The following is a 15923-nucleotide window of genomic DNA, read 5'->3' on the forward strand; positions in this document are numbered from 1 at the left end:
GCGGACCCGGAAAGAAAACGTCTGAAGGAGAGGTCCGCCCATGGTCTCCCGGCCGGTGGCAGCCTTCGCGCTCGGGCCCCGAGCGCACCGCCAAGCCTTTCCCGAACCTCTTCTCGACCGGCTCGCCTCGATCGTGACGATCGACCCGGGACACGTCATCACCGATTTCGGAACACCCGCGGCGCTCGACCGGCTGGCGACCGTGGAGATCCTCGTCAGCGGCTGGGGGTGTCCCCGCATCGACCGGGACGTGCTGGTTGCCGCACCGCGCCTGCGGGCCGTGATGCATGCGGCCGGCACGGTGAAGGGGCACATCGACCCGGTCGTCTACGACCGCGGCGTCGTGGTGTCGTCGGCGGCTGCGGCGAACGCGCTCCCGGTCGCCGAATTTACCATTGCCACCATGGTTCTCGGTGCCAAGCGGGTGTTCTCACGAAGCCGTCGGTACGCCGCGGACGCCAGCAGCATCGCCCGGCCGGTACCCGCCGCCACCGGTCTGTCCACCTCGACCGTCGGTGTCATCGGCGCCTCCCGGATCGGGCGGCTCGTGCTTGAGCGCCTGCGTGGGCTCGACGTCACCGTGCTGCTCGCCGACCCGTACGTGAGTTCCCCGGAGGCAGCCGGTCTCGGGGCTGAACTGGTCGATCTCGATACTCTCTGCGCGCGCAGCGACATCGTCAGCGTCCACGCGCCGGCCCTGTCGCAGACCCGGGGCCTGATCGACGATCGCCGTCTCTCACTCATGCGCGACGGCGTTCTGCTGATCAACACCGCCCGTGGTTCCCTGATCGACACCGGGGCCCTGGTGCGGCACTGCGCCACCGGCCGGATGTCGGCGGTGCTGGACGTGACCGAACCGGAGCCGCTGCCCGCCGGTCATCCCCTCTTCGACCTGGAGAACGTCTACGTCACGCCCCATCTGGCCGGTGCCGAAGGGCGCGAGGTGAGCCGGCTCGGCGAATTCGCGGTCTCCGAGGTGGAACGTTTCGTGCGGGGAGTGCCGCTGCTCGGGCAGGTCGAGCAGCAGCATCTCCCCTTCATCGCCTGAACCGGATCAGCGGCCGGCTGCGGCCCGCTCGTAGAATCGCCAGTACTTCTGCAGGTCGCCGGGGATCTCGGTGCCCTCGTAGGGGTTCCGCTCGACGAAACCACGACGTTCGTAGAGGCGCTGGGCCGCGGCCATGAACCGGCACGAGTCCAGGCGGAGCGTGGTGGCACCGAGGTCGTCGACAGCGGTCCCGAGCAGGGCGTCGAAAAGGGCCGAGCCCACCCGCTGCCCCTGGTACTCCGGCCGCACGTACATCCGCTTCACCTCCACGACACCGGGTGTCAGTGTGCGCAACCCGCCCATGCCGATCAGCTCGTCCTCGTGCTCGATCACCAGGAGGGCAGCGTCCGGACCGTTGAACTTACCCAGCTGCCCGGCCGCTTCGGCGTCGTCCGGAACCGGCATGACCTGCTGGAACTCTTCCAGCAGGCGGCCGGTGGCCCAGGTCAGGTACTCGCGGTTCAGGCCGACGATCGCATCGAGGTCCGAGGAGAACCGGGCGGGTCTGATGTTCACGTCCGCAGTCCTATCATGCAGCCCGCCTGGGCCCCGGGGCGGCCGACCGGCTCGAACACGGTGGACATCAACACGTGGAAACCGGCGGACCGCAACTGGTCCGCGAGCACCTCGGGCCGCCGCCGGTAAACCGTCAGATCGACCTCGCCACCCCACAACTGCTCGAAGTGCTTCGGGCCGTCACCCACCTGGAAGGTCATCAGCACCGGGGCGCCGACGGCCAGGACCCGGTGGAATTCCTCCAGCACACCGGGTAACTGGTCGTCGGGGAAGTGAATGGTCGAGAGCCAGGCGACGACCCCCGACAGGCTGCCGCCGGGCGCGGAGAGCTCGGCCATCGAGCCGACCTCGAGATCCAGCTCGGGGAAGTTCTTCCGGGCCTGCTCGATCATGCCCGGCGAGAGGTCCACGCCGAACACGTCCAGCCCCAGCCTGTGCAGGTGATGGGTGATCTGGCCCGGCCCGCAGCCCACGTCGGCGACGCGGCCGCCGGAGGCCAGCTCGGCGAAGATCGACAGCAGACCGCGCTCGACCGGCTGCCGGTCCAGGTCGTCGAGAACCAGCGTCGAGTAGTGGCCGGCCGTACTGTCGTACGACGTGCGCACGGCACTCCACGGGTCAGTGTCCCTCACTACGGGTAGCTCCCTTTCGGTGGTTACGGGATCTTTTGCCGGTACGACGGTAGCCGAGGACCGGCGTCGGCGGGTCGGGATCATCGTGACCGGGCGAGATCCGTGATGCCGGACGGAGGCCTGTCCGAATGGGGATGATTCATGCAGAATGACGAGATGCCCGGTCAAGGAAGATCACGGCTGCTGCTGGCTCTCGGCCTGACAGTGGTGCTGCTCGCGCCCGTCCCATCAGCTCAAGCGGCTCAGGCTGCGCAAGCGGCTGAGCGCGCCCCCGACCGGTCCGTGGTGACCTCCGGGCCGGCCCGGTTCCAGGTGCTGTCGCCCACGCTGATCCGCACCGAGTTCGCGGGGGACGCGAAGTTCGTCGACGCAGGCACTTTCAACGTCGTCGGCCGCTCGAAGTTCACGCCGCCCCGCTTCACCACCCGCACGGGCAACGGCTGGCTGACCATCGACACCGGCGAGATGACCTTGCGTTATCGCACCGGGTCGGGGGCCTTCACCGCCGACAACCTCCGGGTGGAACTGACCGCCGGACGGCAGTCGGTACAGGGGGCGCCCTGGGCCGGGCAGGGGGCCGTGGCCTGTGCTTTCGGCTCTCTCTGCGAGGCCGAGGCGCTCTCCCTCGACGGGCTGGCCCGGGCCACCGACCACAGTGGCTACACCGGTGGTGGTTTCGCCGCCGGCTACGAGGCCCCCGGCAGTTCGCTGCGCTTCTCGGTGAATGCCCCGGGCAGCGGAACCTTCCGGCTGGCGGTGCGGTACGCGAACGACCGGGGTGGCGACGGCCAGGTGGCCGACCGCACGCTGCGGGTGGTGGTGGACGGGGACGCCGGGCAGCAGTTCACCCTGGCGCCCACCGGTTCCTGGGACACCTGGGCCGTGGTGGACGTGCCGGTGACCCTGTCGGCGGGGCGCCACGAGGTGACGATTGTGCGCGGACCGGCCGAGTCGGGCCAGGTCAACGTGGACAGTCTGGCCGTCACCGAGACCGGGGCGGCCTATCCGTCACCTTCGGTCCCGGCTCCGGAGCCCTGTGCCTTCGGCACGGTCTGTGAGGCGGACACCGGGGTGCTCGCCGGTGGGGCAAAAATTGCGGACGATCACAACGGCTACTCCGGCAAGGGCTTCGTTGCCGGGATGGAACGGGTCGAGTCGTCGGACACGATCACCGTGACCGGGGTACCGAAGGCCGGGAAGTACCGGCTCCAGCTGCGGTACGCCAACGCCAAGGCAGGTTCTCAGCCGGTGCAGACGCGAACTGTCGCCGTCCGGGTCGGGGGCGCAACCGCGTCCACCATCGACCTGAAGGCGACCAGCGGCTGGGACCACTGGCGCACCGTGACTGCCCCGGTCACCCTCGCTGCCGGCACCAACACGGTGGAACTGGGCTGCCCGGCGGCGGACAGCTGCCACGTGAACATCGACACGGTGGCCCTGACCCGGGTCGGGGAAACTCTTCTCATGCCCCACGCCCCGCTGGGCGGCTACCGGCGCGGGCTCGACGGGGTGAACGGCGACGCCAAGTCCACCCCGGGCATCCTTTACCAGGACGGCTGGTCGCTGCTCGACGACACCGCGTCCGCCCTGTGGAACCCGGCCGCGAAAAAGGTGACGCAACGCGCATCTCATACCGGTGGCTACCAGGACGGCTACGTGTTCGGGTACGGGCGGGACTATGCGACCGGCCTGAGTGACCTGTCGAGGCTGACCGGGCCGACCCTGACGCTGCCGAAATGGGCCTACGGCGTCTGGTACGCGGAGTACTACGACCGCACGGCGAGCGAGTTCCAGGACATCGTCAAGCGTTTCCAGAAGGAGAAGGTCCCGCTCGACGTGCTCGTGGTGGACACCGACTTCAAGAAGCCCGACCGGTGGAACGGGTGGTCGATCGACGAGACCCGGTTCCCCGACCCGAAGGGCTTCAACGACTGGCTCCACGCCCAGGGGCTGCACACCACCTGGAACATCCACCCGAGCATTCTCGGCAGTGACCCGAAGTTCGCCGCCGCCCAGGCGAGGGCGAAGGGCAGACTCAAGCGCACCGGCTGCAACGGCGGCGCGGACTGCTACAGCTTCGACTGGGGCGACCCCGACCAGCTGGCGGCCTATCTCGACCTGCACGACGACATCGAGAAGCAGGGCGTGGACTTCTGGTGGCTCGACTGGTGCTGCGACGCCTCCAGCTCGTCGCTGCCCGGGGTGACGCCGGATGCCTGGATCAACCAGCAGTACGCCGAGCGCAACGGTTTCGCGTTCAGCCGGGCCTACGGTTCGTTGTCGGCGGGCGGTTACTCGAACCCGGCGTCGGTGGCGACCGGGCCGTGGGCCGACAAGCGCACCACGCTGCACTTCACCGGTGACACCCTCTCGACCTGGGAAACCCTCCAGGCGCAGGTCGGTTACACGCCGGGTGAGTCGGTGGCGACCGGGCTGGCGGCGATCAGCCACGACATCGGCGGGCACACCGGTGGTCTGCAGGAGCCGGGTTCGGAACCGGGCAGCACGAAGCTGCCCGACGACCTGTACGCCCGCTGGGTGCAGCTCGGTACCTTCCAGCCGATCGACCGGCTGCACTCCAACCACAGCGACCGGCTCCCGTGGCAGTACGGACCGGCCGCGCAGGCCTCGGCCGAGAAGTTCCTGAAACTGCGCAAGAAACTTCAGCCCTACACCTACGCGGCCGCGCAGGAGGCGACCCGCACCGGTACACCGATCGTCCGTCCGCTCTACCTGGCCTACCCCGGTGAGCAGGAGGCGTACGCCTCGGCCGGGTCCGAGTACCTCTACGGACCGGATCTTCTCGTCGCCCCGGTGACCACCGCCGGCACCAGCGCCACCACCACCGTCTGGTTCCCGCCGGGCAGTACCTGGAAGGACTGGTTCACCGGGAAGAAGTACAAGGGGGGCAGCACCGCGCAGATCACCACCGGTCTGGACACCATGCCGGTCTTCGTGAAGAGCTAGGAGATGGGGACGGCCCGCCCGACCCGGGCGCGGCCGTTCTCCTTGGCGTTGTACAGGCTGGAGTCGGCGGCGGCGTAGAGCGTGGCCTGGCTGGCGGCGGTGTCGGGGACCTGGGCGATGCCGGCGCTGATGGACAGGGGAACGGTGCGGCCGTCGGCGAGTTCCAGGGGAGTCTGGGCGACGGCCGCGACGATCTGCTCGGCCCGCCGGGAGGCACTTTCGAGGCTGCAGCCGGGGAGCAGCACGGCGAGTTCGTCCCCACCGAGACGGCCGAGCACCGCGTCGGCCCGGGTGTTGGCGCGGATCGTGTGGGCGACGTGGCGCAGGGCCTCGTCACCGATGGGATGGCCGTGCGAGTCGTTGATGGTCTTGAAGTGGTCGATGTCGATCACGATCAGCGCGACGCCGGAGTCCGGGTCGGTGTCGGCGATGGCCCGGCGGGTGGACTCGTCCATGAACCGCCGGGTGACCAGACCGGTCACGGTGTCGACGTTGGCCTGCTGCTCGAGCAGGGCGGTCAGGCGGCGCTGGCTCGCCGCGCCGCGGCTGAGCAGGATGCCCAGCATCACGTACGCGAGTGAGCCGTAGGCGAACGTGTCCGGGAACTGGGAGGCCGGGAGCTGCGTGCCGACGATCGCGCCGTAGGCCGCGACGGTCGCGCCGATGACCAGGTACGCCGCGGCCGGGCGGAGCTGCTGGACGGCGAACAGCAGCGGCACGGACAGGAAGAGGGCGGGGGCCGAGGTGGCGTCCTGCGTCGCCATGGCCACCGCGGCGACGCCGGCCGTGCCGAACAGGGCGACGCCGAGATAGGCGAGCCCGGTCAGCGAGCGGCCGATGAGGGCGAGCAGTACGCCCAGCGCCAGGGCGAGGGCCGTCACCGCCCAGTTCAGCAGCCGGGCCCCGAAGGGGTAGGGATCGCCGAAGACCAGGGACTCGAAGGCCTGCGCGCCCCCGCTGCCCAGGAGCAGCACCATCGCCCAGCGCCGGGCGGCCGCGACATCCCACGGCACCAGGCGACTCAGCACGAGCGCCGCGCCTGCACCAGACGTCCTCCATCGATGTGGGAGCCGTTCGGTGAACGGCCGTCGAGGAGTCAGTCGGCCGGGGGACGACCGGGTTGAGCCTCTACTCCTCGGGATCTCTCCGGATCACCATCGGGCTGGTCGCGTCCGGGTCGTCGTAGCCGGGCGGCCGGAAGGTCCAGCTGGTCTCCGGTTCCAAGGGTGTGGAGGGGTCCAGGGGGTCGGACGGATCCAGGGTGGAGGCCGGTTCGTAGGGTGTGGACGACCCGAAGGTGTTGGACGGGCTGAAGGTGTTGGACGGGCCGAAGGTGGTGCCGGGTTCGAAGCTGGTCGCCGGGGCGAAGGAGATCGGCGGGTCGGGGGCGAAGTCGAAGGCCGGCGGGGGAGTCAGGGTCTGCCAGCCCTTCTTGGGCTCGGCCAGCAGGTTGCCCTGGGCGTGCGTCACCCCGAGGGCGGCGAGATGGTCCAGGTCGGCGGCGGTCTCCGCGCCCTCGGCGCAGATCAGCGAGCCCATCATCTCGGCGTAGACGACCAGGCCCCGCACCACCGCGGTGCGTCCCGGGTCGACCGCGCAGCCCACCACGAGCGTCCGGTCGATCTTCACCATGTCGGGCTGGAGCATGGCCAGCCGGGCGAACTCCTGGGCCCCGGCGCCGACGTCGTCCAGGGCGATGCCGGCGCCCCGGTCGCGCAGGTCGTTGATGACGCGCACCAGGTCGTTCATGTCGATGTCGCCCGGGTCCTCGCTGAGCTCGATCGTGATCCCGGAGAGGTTGTCGGGCAGGCCGGTTCGCATCCGGGCAGTCATCAGTGCCCGGGCCGAGGCGTTTACGTACAGGTCGTGGCCCGGCGGCCGGCCGGGCAGGTCGAGCGCGGCCTGGATCGCGGCCAGCTCCAGCAGGTCGCCGAACCCCTCGCGGTAGGCCTGCCGGAAGACCTCACTGGTCGGCAGGGAGGTACCCAGGGCGTCGAAACGGGCCAGCGCCTCGTGCGCGCAGACCTGGTGCACCCGCAGGTCGACGATCGGCTGGGTGACCATCTCGAAGCTCGGCATGCGGTGCACCCGGCGCCGGCCCCGGCGGGAGGTCACGGGCGGGCCGGACTCGTCGAACGGCTTGATCGGGTCGGCCTTGACGGTGATCGAGGTGAACGAGATCGGCCCGGTCGGCGGCCCGGCCGGGGGTTCGTCACCGGCGATCACCACCCGGTCGCGACCGGCTCGCTTGGCCGCGTACAGCGCCTCGTCGGCGGCGGCCACGGCGCGGCCCGGGTCGGTCGACGGGTCCCACTGCGCCACCCCGGCCGAGAAGGTCTGGCCGTGCGGCGTCACCTGGCGCAGCCGCTCCAGCACGGTGGCCAGCTGCAAGGGGGTGAAACCGGGTGCCAGCAGGGCGAACTCCTCACCGCCGTAGCGTGCGAGCAGGGCCGGCGGGCGTAGCTGGGCGGTCCACGCGGCCACCGAGTCACGCAGCAGCATGTCGCCGGCCTGGTGACCCTTGGAGTCGTTGAACAGCTTGAACTTGTCCAGGTCGATCATCGCGATGCACAGCGAGGTGCCGTGCTCCCGGGCCATCTCGGTGGCGCGGTTCACCTCGTAGTCCCAGGTGCGCCGGTTCGGGGCGCCGGTCAGGCCGTCGGTGCGCACCAGTCCTTCCAGGCGCACCGACTGGTCCTGCACCGTCGAGATCAGCCAGAGGATGCGAACCAGCATGAGCAGGCAGACCAGCAGCATGCCGGCGGTGATGATCGGCCAGTGCCGGGCCTGGCTGGCGAAGCCGTCGGCCAGCAGCACCATGCCGGGCAGGATCAGCGCCAGCACCAGCGCGGCCTGGCGACGGCGGCTGAGGGTGTTGCCGGGCTCGGCCGGTTCCGGGTCGGCCAGTCCACGCATCGAGGCGGCGCAGGCGGCCGCGCCGATCAGCAGGTAGCCGACCAGCCAGCCGGCCTCGACCAGGCCGCTGGAGCGGCTGGTGGAGAAGATCAGCGACGACACCTGGTAGCCGGTGTCGGAGGCCAGCATCAGCGCGATGCCCGCGGCCAGCGAGAGGTAGGAGAGCGAGCGGGCGCTGGGCACCGAGTACATCCGGGCCAGCACGCCGAGCAGGAACAGGTCGCCGAGCAGGTACGCGGTGCCGATCGCCTTGGTGGCCAGGGGGAGCGACGAGCTCTCGGCCAGCGGGGCGATCAGGAAGACCCCGATCACCACGCCCAGGCTGGTGGTCAGCACCAGCGCGTCGATCACGGCGCCGTGGTCGCGGTTGTCGCCCCGGGCCCGGGAGAAGTCCAGCGTGCCGCTGGCCAGCAGGGGGTAGGCGCACAGCGAGATCAGGTCGGAGAGAGCCGGGAGGCTGCCCGTCGTCGTGCCGCCGTCGAAGAGCGCGACCAGGTCACCGAGCAACCAGAGCGCGGCTCCGGCGAGTAGCAGGTACCAGCCGCGGCGGCGCGTGGGTGCGAATTTGAGGACGCCCGCCAGCCCGGTCGCGATCGCGCCGGCACCGACGATCACGTGGAGGATCCCGGTGGCCACGCCGGACACCAGCGCCTGGACCGGCACCAGCAGCGCGAGCAGGGCCAGGACGCCGAACAGGACCGGCGACGAGACCCAGGTGTGCCCGGCCTGTTCGTTCTCCTCGCGTTGGCTGTCGCTCAGCACGAAGGACTGCACCTGGCTCCTGCCTTGATCGCTCCGGGAGGATCGCTCACCGTGAGGTCAGAACCCCGACATCCCGCGGTGCAATCGCCTGGACGAGAAGGGTATCGGGGACAGGCCGGTCTTGACACAACCATCACAGGCGTAACTGGGGCATCAAGTGTCACCGTTGTCACTGACAGGTCGGACCAGGAGGGCGCACCGTGATCATCCGGGCACCTGCGGGCCTGATCTTCCGCACATCCGGGCAGGTCGGCGCGGGGCGGCGGCTCCGCGGCGGGTGTGGGGTAAAACTTCACACAAAGATCTTCGGGCCGGGAACTTCCCCGGCCGGGCGAACATTAGATTCACAACGGTCGCACAAGGTCGACCGGGCCCGGACGTGGGAACTACGGGCAGAAGGAGACGCGAACAAACGGTCGGAGGACCGATGGAAAGCAGAAACCCTGTCTTCGGGCGCAGTGAGCAATTTGCCCGTGGGGGTTACGCGACGTTCGACACGCGCACGCCGACCGCCGATGACCTGCAGGGGATGTACGACAGCCCGGCGGCGAGGTCGCGTAACACCGACCGCATGACCATCGACGACGTCGTGGTGCGCACCGCATCGCTGTTCGCCGTGCTGCTCGTGGCGGCCGCTGCCGTGTTCGCACTGATCGAGCCGAACGACCCGATCCTGATGCCGGTGACCTTCGGCGGCGCGATCGTGGGGCTCGTGCTGAGCCTGGTCATCTCGTTCAGCAAGAAGATCCGCCCGGCCCTGATGTTCGTCTACGCGGCGGCCGAGGGCCTCTTCGTCGGTGGCATCAGCCTGGTCTTCAACTCGGTCTACGACGGCATCGTCATGCAGGCCGTGCTGGGCACCCTGGGCGCCTTCGTCTCGATGCTGGCGCTGTACAAGTTCAATGTCGTGCGCGCCACCCCCAAGTTCACCCGCGTGCTGATGATCGCCGGCGTCGGGTACATGGCGTTCGCCGTGATCAACCTGCTGGTCAGCGTGATCACCGGCAACAACGCGTACAACAGCCCGCTGGGCTGGCTGATCGCCGCCTTCGGCGTGGCGCTCGCCTCGTTCTTCCTGATCCTCGACTTCGACTTCGTCGAGCAGGGCATCCGCAACGGACTGCCCCAGGAGTTCGCCTGGACGGCCGCTTTCGGTCTCCTGGTGACGCTGGTCTGGCTCTACGTCGAGATCCTGCGTCTTCTCGCGATCCTGCGCGGCGACGACTGATCACCAGCGCTTCGAAGCAGATCGCCCCCGCCAGGCTCCTCCTGGCGGGGGCGATCTTTGTCCGGGTCTGCGTGGTCGCCACGACGTAGGCTGACGACCGTGCCCGAAGACAACAGCCCTGCCCTCAGCTGGCACCCGCCGCAGTCGTTGCTGGAGATCGCCGAGCTCGTGCTGACCGGTGCCCTGCCGGTCGCGCCGGGCATCGTGGAGGTGCCCTCGGACCTGGGGGAGCGCCTGGACGCCGGTGCGGCGGTCACGCTCGAGGACGCCGAGGGGACGCCGGTGGCGACCTTGACGCGCAGGGGTTCTGGCGGCCCGGTGGGCACCGAGACCGTGTCCCTTCCGGAGTTCACGCCGCTCAAGCCGTTCACCCACGGCCCGGCGCGGGCGGCCCGGCAGACGCCCGCCCAGGTGCGGGCCGCTGTCCCGGAGGGCGCCGCGGTCCTGGCCGTGCCGGTCACCGGCCTGCTCACCGCGGCGGTGGTGGAAGAGGTGCGCGATCGGGCCCGGAAGGCCGGGCATCACCTGCTCTGGATCGCCGTGGCCGGGGCCGGCCGCAAACTCCCGCTGCCGGCCGACGGTCTCTGGCGGGCCGTGCGCGACGTGGCCGCCGGGTCGGGCGATCCGGCCGTGCCGGTCGCGGTGCCCCGGCTGACGCACACCGACGACGCGGCGCTGCTCACCGCGGTCGCCCGGGGCTACGGGGCCACGGAGGTCCTGACCCCGGAACCGCAAGAGGGCGAACTGCACCCGGCCTTTGCCCGTGAGTACGCCCGCGCGGTGCCCCCGCCTCACCGCCGGGGCCTGACCCTGTTCTTCACCGGCCTGTCCGGCTCGGGCAAGTCGACGGTGGCCAAGGCCCTCGCCGAGCGGCTGCTCGACCACACCACGCGCACCGTGTCGCTGCTCGACGGGGACGAGGTGCGCCGCATGCTCTCGGCCGGGCTCACCTTCAGCCGGGCCGACCGCGAGCTGAACATCCGGCGCATCGGCTACGTCGCCGCCGAGATCACCCGGCACGGCGGCCTGGCGGTCTGCGCGCCGATCGCGCCGTTCGAGGCGGTGCGGGAGCAGGTGCGGGCCGAGGTCCAGCAGGCCGGTGACTTCGTGCTCGTGCACATCGCCACCCCGCTCGAGGAGTGCGAGCGCCGCGACCGCAAGGGCCTGTACGCCAGGGCCCGGCGGGGCGAGATCCCGGACTTCACCGGCATCTCCTCGCCCTACGAGCTCCCGGTCGACCCCGAGCTGCGCATCGACACCACCGGCATCACCGTCCAGGACGCGGTCGACCAGGTCTGGTCGTTGCTGACCGAGCGTGGCTACCTGACGGCACCATGATCACGAGAGCTCATCGTCGTTCCACGACCCGGGGAAGGGACTCCCGCGATGACCGCACCGTTGGAGCTGGACGAGTTCGAGCGTCTGGTGAGCTCAGGGCACGTCGACACCGTGGTGGTGACCTGGACCGACCCGGCCGGACGGCTGCAGGGTGAGCGGGTACACGCCCGGCACTTCTCCGGATCGGTCCTGGCCGAGGGCCTGAACCTGGGGTCGGCGGGCCTGGCGGTGTCGCCCGGCGCCCTGGTGCTGCGGCCCGACCCGTCGACGTTGCGGCCCGCGCCCTGGCTGGCCGGGTCGGTCATGGTGCAGGGCGACCTGTTCCGCGCCGACGGTCTGCCGGTGCGCACGGCTCCCCGGCAGGTGCTCGCGGCCCAGGTGAAGGAGGCCGCCGACCTCGGGGTGGTGCCCACCGGCGCGATCTCCCTGCAGTTCGGGGTGTTCGGCACGAGCTACGGCGAGGCGGCCGGGCGGAACTGGGCCGGCCTTCCCCGCGCCGCCGGCGGGAACGCCCTGGGCGGTACCAATGTGGACGAGGAACTGCTGCGCGACCTGCGCCAGACCGCCTACAACTCGGGGCTGACGGTGCAGACGTCGCACGGCACCGGCGTACCCGGGCAGTACGACGTCGCCTTCCGGCACGACGGCCTGATCCGCACGGCCGACAACCACGTCGCGTTCCGCACCGCCGCCACCGAGCTGGCCGGGCGTCACGACAAGGCCCTGACCTTCATGGCGCGTTACGACGAGGGGCCCGGTAACGGGGCCCGGATCTCGATGAGCCTGCGCGGCCTCGACGGTGCGTTCGTCTTCGCCGACTCCGCCAACCAGGACTTCTCCGACGGGCGCAGCGCGGTCCTGCGCAGCTTCGTCGCCGGGGTGCTGGCCACCCTGCGCGACTTCACCCTGCTCTACGCGCCGACGGTGAACTCGTACAAGCGGTTCCAGCCCGGGAACAGCACGATCACCTGGGGTGAGAACACCACCGCGGGCGCGCTGCGGGTGACCGGCCGGGGCGAGAGCCTGCGGGTGCAGAACCGGGTGCCCGGGGCCGATGTGAACCCCTACCTGGCCCTGGCCGGCATGCTCGCCGGGGGCCTGTACGGCATCCGCGCCGGCCTGCCGCTGGAGCAGCCGCTGATCGGTGACCCCCGCGCCCCCGGCCTGGCCCGGCCGCCGGCCACCCTGACGGCCGCCCGTCAGGCCTTCGCCGGATCCGACCTCGCCCGCAACGCCTTCGGTGAGGACGTCGTGGCCATGTGCCTGCGCGCGGCCGACGCCGAGCTCGCCGCGTTCGGCGCGGTGGTGACGGACTGGGAGCGGCAGCGAGGCTTCGAGCTGCAGTGAGAGCTGCAGTGAGAGCTGCAGTGAGAGCTGCAGTGAGAGCTGCAGTGAGAGCTGCAGTGAGAGCTGCGGTCAGGGCCGTCTACCATGCCTGAGGTGCTGAGCCCTACCCATGACGAGGCCGCCCAGCGGCTCGACCGCCTGGCCGACCGGCTGCGGGTGGTCGGCCCGCGCCTGGCCGCCCGGCAGGGCGTGGAGGCCGCGCAGTTGGTCGCGCAGGTCCGCGCCGGGCTGCAGCGGATGGCCGACCTGACCGCCGAGGCCGACGGTGAGCCGCGGCGCGAGCTGCCCGTGCTGAAGGCCCACGCCCTGGCCGACCAGGCTCTGGTGCTGGGCAACGACCTGCTGCGCGGGGGCGATCGCAGCGATCTCTTCCGGGTCCGCGCGGTCGAGGCGATCGTCGCCGTCCACGCCCTGGTCTAGGCCTGGTCACTAGATCTTCGTCACGTGAGTCGCTGACCGAATTTCGTTCGGACCAGGCCGATTCGTGACCTGTTTCGGGAATCAAAACCCAAAGTCCGCTTGCTGCAATACATGGGCGAGGTGTGTCTCGAAGAGGGTCCCGGCGAAGAAGGTGGGGTGGCGATCAGAACTGGTTCCCGGGCCGTGGTTACGGTGTTGCCTGGACATGCCTGCGCTGTTCAACTGCGGAATGGGGTACTGGTTACCCACTGGCGACGGGAGCGTATGTGAGTCGAGCCGACAGGGCACGGAGGATCGCAGCCGCGGCGGCCTTCGGCGGAGGGGGCATCGGCGCGGTGGGCGCGGCGGCCTACGGGCTGCTGCTGACCGAGGTGCAGATCGCGCGCAAGGTGATCGGCCAGCCCTTCGGCAGTGCCGGTCCCGGTGGTGAGGGGCGCTACGGCGACTTCCCCGGGGAACCCGTCCAGCTCGTCATGCTCGGTGACTCGACCTCCGTGGGCCTGGGCGCCGACCACGGCCACCAGACGCCCGGCGCGGTGATCTCGGCCGGACTGGCGCAGATCGCCCGGCGCCCGGTCGAGATGCGGATGTTCGGGCGGGTCGGCGGTCAGTCCTGGGAGCTGGAGGAACAGACCGTACGTGCCCTGGGCGAGGGAGCCAGGCCCGACGTCGTGGTGATCATGGTCGGCGCGAACGACGTGACCCACCGGGTGAAGCCGCAGGTGGCGGTGCGCGCCCTCGAGGCGTCCGTGCGCCGGCTGCGCGACGCCGGGGTCCAGGTCGTCGTGGGCACCTGTCCCGATCTCGGCACGATCCAGGAAATTCCGCGTCCCTTGCGCTATATCGCGCAGCGGCTGAGTCGTCAGCTGGCGGCCGCGCAGACCATCGCCACGGTCGAGGCGGGCGGGGCCACGGTGTCGCTGGCCGACCTGCTGGCCGGTGAGTTCCGCAACCACCGCGTCGACATGTTCGCGAGCGACCGCTTCCACCCCTCGCCCACCGGCTACGCCCGGGTGGCCGACGTGATCCTCCCGAGCGTCGCGGCCGCCCTGGGCTACCTGCCCGGCGAGCGGGACCGGGTGCCCGACTACCGCCGGGGTGAGGGCATCGACGACATCGCGCACGCCGCGGTCCGGGCCGTCGACACCGCCGGTACCGAGGTGTCCGGCATCGAGGTCTCCGGCGCCGAGCGTGGCCCCCGGGGTCGCTGGGCGGCGTTCCGGCGGCGCCGTGCACCCCGGACGGGTGACGGGTCCGTGGTGGCCGCGACCGGAGAGGCATCACAAAACCCGTAGTGCCTCGCCGCCCGAGGCCGGGTGGGGTTGGATGGGCCCGTGAAGTACGCAGAATCGATCGTTGAGCTGATGGGCAACACCCCACTGGTCCGGCTGGGCCGGATCGCCGAGCACGTGGCACCCCTCGTGCTGGCCAAGGTGGAGTACCTGAACCCGGGCGGATCCGTGAAGGACCGCATCGCGTTGAGGATGATCGAGGCCGCCGAGAGGGACGGACTACTCCGTCCGGGCGGCACGATCGTCGAGCCCACCTCCGGAAACACCGGGGTCGGCCTGGCGCTCGTGGCCCAGCGCAGGGGCTACAAGTGTGTGTTCGTCTGTCCCGACAAGGTCAGCAAGGACAAGCGCGACGTGCTGGCCGCCTACGGCGCCGAGGTGGTGGTCTGCCCGACCGCGGTGGAACCCGACCACCCGGACTCCTACTACTCGGTCTCCGACCGGCTGGTGAAGGAGATCGAGGGCGCCTGGAAACCGAACCAGTACGCCAACCCGGAGGGACCGGCGAGCCACTTCGCCACCACCGGCCCGGAGATCTGGAACGACACCGAGGGCAAGGTGACGCACTTCGTCGCCGGCGTCGGCACCGGTGGCACGATCACCGGCACCGGCCGGTTCCTCAAGCAGGCGTCCGAAGGACGCGTGAAGGTGATCGGTGCGGATCCCGAGGGATCCGTCTACTCCGGGGGCACCGGGCGTCCCTACCTGGTCGAAGGTGTGGGAGAGGACTTCTGGCCCAGCGCCTACGACCCGTCGATCCCCGACGAGATCATCGCGGTCTCCGACGCCGACTCGTTCGCCATGACCCGCCGTCTGGCCAAGGAGGAGGGGCTGCTGGTCGGTGGCTCCTGCGGCATGGCCGTGGTGGCCGCGCTGCGCGCGGCCGAGAAGCTGACGAAGGACGACGTGATGGTGGTGCTGCTCCCCGATGGTGGACGCGGTTACCTCGGCAAGATCTTCAACGACCAGTGGATGGCCTCCTACGGCTTCCTCAGCCAGGACGGCGGCCTGACCGTCGGCGACGTGCTCCGCGCCAAGGCCGGTGACCTGCCCGACCTGGTGCACACCCATCCCACCGAGACAGTGCGCGACGCCATCGAGATCCTGCGTGAGTACAGCGTCTCGCAGATGCCCGTGGTGAAGGCCGAGCCGCCGGTGATGGCGGGCGAGGTCGCCGGGTCGGTCAGCGAGCGGGATCTGCTCGAGGCCGTGTTCACCGGCCGGGCCAACCTCGCCGACCCGGTCGAGAAGCACATGTCCGCGCCGCTTCCCCTGGTCGGAGCAGGAGAACCCGTCGAAGTGGTCAGGAAGTCGCTGGAACAGGTCGATGCCGTGATGGTGGTCGCTGACGGCAAGCCGACCGGTGTGCTCACCCGTCTGGACCTGCTGGGCGTCTACGCCGGCTGAGTAGGTCGTTCCGCCGAACGGGTGGAGTTGTGTGGCGGCCCGCCGAGCGG

At 70.4% G+C, this 15923-nt stretch carries 12 protein-coding genes; 8 read left to right on the plus strand and 4 right to left on the minus strand.

All coding sequences use genetic code 11. The features are described 5' to 3' along the window. The first annotated feature begins 40 nt into the window (after positions 1 to 40). Entirely contained in the window at positions 41 to 1048 is a 1008-nt protein-coding gene (locus LR393_RS19165; protein WP_231485338.1) for a hydroxyacid dehydrogenase, read from the plus strand. Between the two features lie 6 nt (positions 1049 to 1054). Here the strand turns inward: LR393_RS19165 and LR393_RS19170 are convergent, their stop codons facing one another. After that, the gene (locus tag LR393_RS19170) at positions 1055 to 1564 is read right to left on the minus strand and encodes a GNAT family N-acetyltransferase (protein ID WP_231485339.1); all 510 of its coding nucleotides are present in this window, start codon (positions 1562 to 1564) and stop codon (positions 1055 to 1057) included. Continuing rightward, complete coding sequence (locus tag LR393_RS19175) at positions 1561 to 2196, minus strand: class I SAM-dependent DNA methyltransferase (protein WP_231485340.1); 636 nt, start codon at positions 2194 to 2196, stop codon at positions 1561 to 1563. Before LR393_RS19175 ends, LR393_RS19170 begins: the two co-directional genes overlap by 4 nt. Before the next feature lie 141 nt (positions 2197 to 2337). Between LR393_RS19175 and LR393_RS19180 the strand changes: the two genes are divergently transcribed. After that, positions 2338 to 5163 carry a TIM-barrel domain-containing protein gene (locus LR393_RS19180; RefSeq protein WP_231485341.1) on the plus strand — a complete coding sequence of 942 codons (2826 nt, stop codon included), beginning with the start codon at positions 2338 to 2340 and terminating at the stop codon, positions 5161 to 5163. On the opposite strand, the gene LR393_RS19185 is transcribed toward LR393_RS19180, so the two are convergent. Then, positions 5160 to 6191: a GGDEF domain-containing protein gene (locus LR393_RS19185; RefSeq protein ID WP_231485342.1), complete on the minus strand. Its 1032-nt coding sequence runs from the start codon at positions 6189 to 6191 to the stop codon at positions 5160 to 5162. The genes LR393_RS19180 and LR393_RS19185 overlap by 4 nt on opposite strands. Before the next feature lie 100 nt (positions 6192 to 6291). Then, the gene (locus LR393_RS36520) at positions 6292 to 8853 is read right to left on the minus strand and encodes a bifunctional diguanylate cyclase/phosphodiesterase (protein ID WP_231485343.1); all 2562 of its coding nucleotides are present in this window, start codon (positions 8851 to 8853) and stop codon (positions 6292 to 6294) included. 415 nt (positions 8854 to 9268) lie between these two features. Here LR393_RS36520 and LR393_RS19195 point away from each other — a divergent pair, with 415 nt between their 5' ends. The 6 genes from LR393_RS19195 to LR393_RS19220 all read left to right on the plus strand — a co-directional run bounded on the left by LR393_RS19195 (position 9269) and on the right by LR393_RS19220 (position 15873). Beyond that, positions 9269 to 10069: a Bax inhibitor-1/YccA family protein gene (locus LR393_RS19195; protein WP_231485344.1), complete on the plus strand. Its 801-nt coding sequence runs from the start codon at positions 9269 to 9271 to the stop codon at positions 10067 to 10069. A gap of 99 nt (positions 10070 to 10168) precedes the next feature. After that, on the plus strand, positions 10169 to 11407 hold the full coding sequence (gene cysC / locus LR393_RS19200; RefSeq protein ID WP_231485345.1) for an adenylyl-sulfate kinase: 1239 nt from the start codon (positions 10169 to 10171) through the stop codon (positions 11405 to 11407). Positions 11408 to 11455: 48 nt separating this feature from the next. After that, on the plus strand, positions 11456 to 12754 hold the full coding sequence (locus tag LR393_RS19205; protein ID WP_231485346.1) for a glutamine synthetase family protein: 1299 nt from the start codon (positions 11456 to 11458) through the stop codon (positions 12752 to 12754). A 93-nt stretch (positions 12755 to 12847) separates the two neighbouring features. After that, a complete protein-coding gene (locus tag LR393_RS19210) occupies positions 12848 to 13174 on the plus strand; it encodes a hypothetical protein (RefSeq protein WP_231485347.1) in 327 nt (108 codons plus the stop codon). Between the two features lie 266 nt (positions 13175 to 13440). Then, on the plus strand, positions 13441 to 14469 hold the full coding sequence (locus LR393_RS19215; RefSeq protein ID WP_231485348.1) for an SGNH/GDSL hydrolase family protein: 1029 nt from the start codon (positions 13441 to 13443) through the stop codon (positions 14467 to 14469). 39 nt (positions 14470 to 14508) lie between these two features. After that, entirely contained in the window at positions 14509 to 15873 is a 1365-nt protein-coding gene (locus LR393_RS19220) for a cystathionine beta-synthase (RefSeq protein ID WP_231485349.1), read from the plus strand. The last annotated feature ends 50 nt before the right edge of the window (positions 15874 to 15923 follow it).

Origin of the sequence: Kineosporia mesophila (genome assembly GCF_021129235.1) — a bacterium.
GTDB lineage: Bacteria > Actinomycetota > Actinomycetes > Actinomycetales > Kineosporiaceae > Kineosporia > Kineosporia mesophila.